The sequence below is a fragment of the Candidatus Magnetominusculus xianensis genome (genome assembly GCA_001541255.1).
Lineage (GTDB): Bacteria > Nitrospirota > Thermodesulfovibrionia > Thermodesulfovibrionales > Magnetobacteriaceae > Magnetominusculus > Magnetominusculus xianensis.
In genome coordinates this window covers 1-5,142 of sequence record LNQR01000025.1, presented here as the reverse complement: position 1 = coordinate 5,142, position 5,142 = coordinate 1, and the positions used below count along the sequence as shown (strand labels likewise).

At 45.4% G+C, this 5,142-nt stretch carries 4 protein-coding genes; 3 read left to right on the top strand and 1 reads right to left on the bottom strand.

Going from position 1 to position 5,142, the window contains the following annotated elements; genetic code table 11:
* Positions 1–348: 348 nt before the first annotated feature.
* Positions 349–1,680, top strand: coding sequence for a two-component system sensor histidine kinase NtrB (locus ASN18_RS03230; protein WP_157072808.1), 1,332 nt, complete (start codon positions 349–351; stop codon positions 1,678–1,680).
* A 94-nt stretch (positions 1,681–1,774) separates the two neighbouring features.
* Here ASN18_RS03230 and ASN18_RS03225 read toward each other — a convergent pair whose 3' ends face one another.
* Positions 1,775–2,080, bottom strand: coding sequence for a YtxH domain-containing protein (locus ASN18_RS03225; RefSeq protein WP_085051169.1), 306 nt, complete (start codon positions 2,078–2,080; stop codon positions 1,775–1,777).
* 475 nt (positions 2,081–2,555) lie between these two features.
* Here ASN18_RS03225 and ASN18_RS03220 point away from each other — a divergent pair, with 475 nt between their 5' ends.
* Both ASN18_RS03220 and ASN18_RS03215 read left to right on the top strand, forming a co-directional pair.
* Positions 2,556–3,845, top strand: coding sequence for an ammonium transporter (locus tag ASN18_RS03220; protein WP_085051168.1), 1,290 nt, complete (start codon positions 2,556–2,558; stop codon positions 3,843–3,845).
* Complete coding sequence (locus ASN18_RS03215) at positions 3,846–4,982, top strand: SGNH/GDSL hydrolase family protein (RefSeq protein ID WP_085051167.1); 1,137 nt, start codon at positions 3,846–3,848, stop codon at positions 4,980–4,982. It abuts the gene before it with no gap.
* Positions 4,983–5,142: the final 160 nt, after the last annotated feature.

The following is a 5,142-nucleotide window of genomic DNA, read 5'->3' as shown; positions in this document are numbered from 1 at the left end:
AGGCCGGAGAGCGTATACCTGAAGGGGACTTTCACCCCTCTGACTATGCACACTCACAGGCGCACGATTCCCGCTTTCGCGGGAATGACAGACATAAAAATACATAGTGCGTTTGCCCTGGCCTGATAATGAAATATATTTGACATTAACATGGTAAATATTGTATAGTGTAGCAAGAGATACGCGAAGGGGAACAAGATGATGACTATTTACAGTGAATTATTATTGACATTTCGCCCATACATACATACATAGCCTTAATAATCCTTTTCAGGCACAATCAATGCAGGCGCTTTATGGGTTTACTTGTTATCCTAAACACAAGGGGTGTGCCGCGTGGGGAACATCATGCTTACAGATAACTCACATAAAGCACAAGTGCAGCCGTTTATATGTAATGGTATTTGTTGCGGTCAAATGAACCTTTATGAGCAAATGAGCATAGTCGTTCAGGACGCATTTATTATGATTGATGGAGAGGGGGATGTCAAAATATGGAATAAGACAGCCGAGATAGTGTTTGGCTTTTCAAAAGAGGAGGCGGTTGGCAGGAAACTGTATGAATTAATTATCCCTGAAAGGTATCAGAGAAAACATATAATGGGGATGATATCGTACATGGAAACAGGACAGGGCATCCTTGCCGGTGAAATAGTCGAGATAGAAGCACTCAACAAAGACCGCGAAGAGTTTCCGATAGAGTTGTCTGTTTCATCCGTCAACATAGAAGGCAGGAGGTACACAATCGGCATAATCAGAGATATTTCAAAACGTAAGGCCCGAGAACACAATTTATTGCAGCAATCTATAGACTCTTCAATAAGTCTCTTTGAAAACAAGGCTCAGGAAAAGGCAGAACAGTTGAGGAAAGATGAAGTCAAGGTTTTAGAAATGGATAGAATGGCAGGGCTGACTACTCTGTCTGCGGGTTTGGCGCATGAGATAAACAATCCATTGTCAATAGTTAAGGCGTCAGTAAACTTCTTCAGCAAAACACTTGGGGTATTTGAGCATTTTATCAGATATACTATGAATATGGCAGCATCGGCCTCACCTGCGGAGTTCATAGATGCTTACATGTCTTTATTGGATGAATTTAAGATAGGTGATTCAATATCTGTAATGCACAGGAAAATAAACATGTCCATCAGGAATATCGAGAGAATAAAGGAAATCGTCGATTCTCTTAAGGTGTTCTCGCGCCGTGACACAGCGGATGTCGATGAGGTGGACATTAACAAATGTATCGACGAAACGTTGGCTATAACTGCAACAGGCAGTGTGAATGTTACCAGAGAATTTTCAGAGCTGCCTTTGTATCTGTGTGAGCCACGGTCGATAAATCAGTGTTTCTATCAAATAATCAGTAATGCCATAAGCGCTGTCAAGCCTGACGGCAATATACATATATCTACGTCGCAAGTAAGTAACGACAACGGCGAAATGATTGTGGTTAAAATAAATGACGACGGTGTTGGCATGTCAGAGGAGGTTCTGAAAAAGGCATTTATTCCCTTTTTCACGACAAGGGAAGTTGGCGCTGGAAAGGGATTGGGGTTATCTATAGCAGAGGGGATATTAACCCGGCACTCAGGCACTATTAATATTGAAAGCGAAGCAGGTAAGGGCACTAATGTAACTGTATACCTACCTGTTGTTCAAAATACAGTGTTTCATTAAGCGGGGGGAGCCTGACGGTACGGTGGGGCTGTTATATAAAAAGGGGGTTGACGCCAGTTGAACCCATGTCAGACCCCCTTCAAAGCACTACAGCTTAAGCTGCGCCGTTGCCCTTATCCTTAATATCCCTGCTGCACGCGCAAGAGCCAGCTAAGTCTGCCAGGGTTTCCTCGGTTAGTTCTTTCCCTTTTTCTATTATCGCAACGACCTTGCCTTTAGTCTCATCTACGTAGTGTACTGTATGGTCTTTGATTTCCTCAGCGGCTTCTTTGAGCCTGCGCCTTGTCTGTTCACCGGGAACCGGGGCAACAAGTATCGCAATCCCTACCCCAAATAACCCGCCAAGTAAAAACGCCAGTACAACTGAAAGCGAACTGTGTGTACAATGCTCTCTGCTCATAGTATCCCTCCTCAAGTTGGTATTTACTGCCGCTAATCACCAGCCTGCTTCACCCTTCCTTATAATTAAGTATATCACAGAAACATCTATAACTGCAAACTGAAGGTAAAAGCACAGCAATAATCACGGGACAGGAAACACCTATAAGCTGCTGTATTTAAACGATTATAACAGCTCCACGCACCTTGCCGGAAACGCCCGGGAAATTCATGGAAAACGCACAGCGCCGCAAACTAAAAACGCCGCGTGTCTACTATTAAATAATAACAGAGAGAATTCCTTAATAATTAACAAAAAATAAATATAATAACAACTCTACCGGTGTTTTAAAGGCTTTGGAGATTGGGCTGTAGAACGTTTTTAGTTTGGCTTGACATGGCTTGACACGAGATTGATAATTTAATATTGAAGATGTTATCTTACGTGACCATTGTACGACAGGCGTTGTACAGGCCTAGATTATCAGGAGGTAATAATGAGATATATTTTTACACTGCTTTTTATGTTAATTGCAACAACAGCCTATTCGGACACACCCGCAGGCGTTGACAAAGGGGATACCGCATGGATACTGGTCAGTGCAGCGATGGTAATGTTCATGACGCCAGCACTAGCGATGTTCTACGGCGGGATGGTCAGGCGTAAAAATGTCCTCTCCATAATAATGCAGAGTTTTGCGGCTATCGCCCTGGTGAGCCTTCAGTGGATTCTCTTTGGTTACAGCCTTGCCTTCGGACCGGATTTCCACGGTATCATAGGCGGGTTGGACTGGGCAGGACTCAGCTCCGTAACCCTTGAGCCTAATCCCGATTATGCCCCAACGGTTCCTCATATGGCTTTTATGATTTATCAGGCGATGTTTGCTGCCATCACCCCGGCGCTAATCAGCGGGGCATTTGCGGAGCGGATGAGGTTTTCAGCCTTTATTGCGTTTACATTTATATGGGCATTGGTTGTCTACACCCCGGTTGCCCACTGGGTATGGGGCAAAGGCGGGTGGATGTCTCAAATGGGTGTGCTGGACTTTGCCGGAGGTATTGTCGTTCACGTTACGTCAGGGTTTTCGGCGCTTGCAGCGGCCTTATATCTGGGGAAGAGGAAGGGCTTTCCACACGACCTGATGCCGCCGCACAATCTGCCGTTGACTGTAATCGGCACGGGGATTTTGTGGTTCGGATGGTTTGGGTTTAATGGCGGGAGTGCACTGTCATCGGGGCAGTTAAGTACGCTTGCATTTGTTACCTCGCATACTGCCGCGGTGTCGGCAATGTGCGTATGGATTACGCTTGAGTGGATGCTCCACGGCAGGCCTACAATGTTTGGCGCCGCTACTGCTTCAATCGCTGGTCTGGCAACGGTAACCCCTGCTGCCGGGTTTATTACACCTATGGCAGCCCTTGCTATTGGCTGCGTTGCAGGAGTAGTGTGTTATTTTGCGCTCAATCTGAAACCACGCTTTGGATATGACGATTCCCTCGACGCCTTCGGCGTACACGGCGTAGGCGGTGCAATCGGCACAATATGCCTTGGACTATTTGCCAGCAAGGCCATCAACGCCAACGGTGCAGACGGCCTGTTCTACGGCAACGCCAAACAGTTAATCATTCAATTAGCTGCTGTCTTAATCGTCGCTGTTTTCTCATTTGTTATGACAATCGTTATTTTTAAGATTATCAGCTTATTTACGTCTATCAGAGTCAACACAGAAGACGAAGTCGAGGGGCTTGACACCACACAGCACGGTGAAAGCGGCTATTACATGTAAATGAAAAAAAAGCGCAGCAGGATTAAACGTGTCCTGATAAACATCACATTGATAACGATACCGTTTATGGTGTTGACGCTGATTGCCCTTGAGATAGTTTTCAGGTACATCATACCGGCATCGAAATCTCCTCTGGTTTATTATGATAAAAAGGATAATATCTGCAGGTTTGACACCCGTGAAACCAGTGATGGCCTGTTCACAGCGGGAAATCTGGCACAGTTGCAGGTAAAGTGGCACATAAACAACGAAGGCGTCAGAAGCGATACCAACTACAGCACAGACCGTAAAAAACCCCTGATTGCCGTAATCGGGGATTCGTTTGTCGAGGCCCTTCAAGTAGATATGAAAGATACGATGGCCTCAAAACTAAAGGAAAAATTAAACGGACAGTACGAGGTCTACAGTTTTGGCATAAACGGCGCCCCACTGAGCCAATACCTTCAAACCGCCAGATACGTAAACCGGCGCTTTAATCCCGACATTCTCGTATTTAACATCGTACACAACGATTTTGACGAATCCCTGTGTTCAATGGTACTTATGAGCGGTTTTATGTGCCTTGAGGAAAACGGCTCTGGCTTTACAGAGACGATTAAGCCTGCTATGGCCTCAAGAAATAAGACCCTGTTTAAGAAGTTTGTCTTTGAACACAGCGCCCTGCTGAGATACCTTTGGGTTAACTTGTCACTCAAGCGGAGTATATCGTCTCTGACCATATATAATAAAATATTTACCGGCGGGACAGGTAAATTTTATAACGCGAATGTCGATGTTCAGAGACTTGCCGCCCTAAAGCCAAAGCTCTACAACGCTGTCAACTACTTAATGGACAAGATAAAAGCAGAAAACCCCCACAAGAAGATATTTTTCATTATGGACGCCCCGCGTGCCGACATATACGCAGGGACGCTGGACAACAGCAGTGTCATATGGCTTAACACCCTTTTTATGGAGACATGTCTGGCGCATAACTTTCACTGTGTTGATTTAACTGGAGAGTTCCAGAGACACTATAAGGCTGAACACAGGCACTTTGAGTCCCCTTATGACTGGCATTGGAACGAATACGGACATGAATTGGCTGCCAGGGCGCTGCTAAACGAGATGAATATGGCCGGAGTTAGCGGTAAATAATACCAGTAGAGCCAGTTGCAAAATGAATAAATATGCCCCGTTTATGTTCGACCTTAAAGAATGGATTCCTGCTTTCCAGACTGTGTCATAATAAAACCAGTCATGCCCCCCCATTCTTTGAGGGGGGCATGAGTCTGCTGCGGAGGTGCGGGGTATCAAA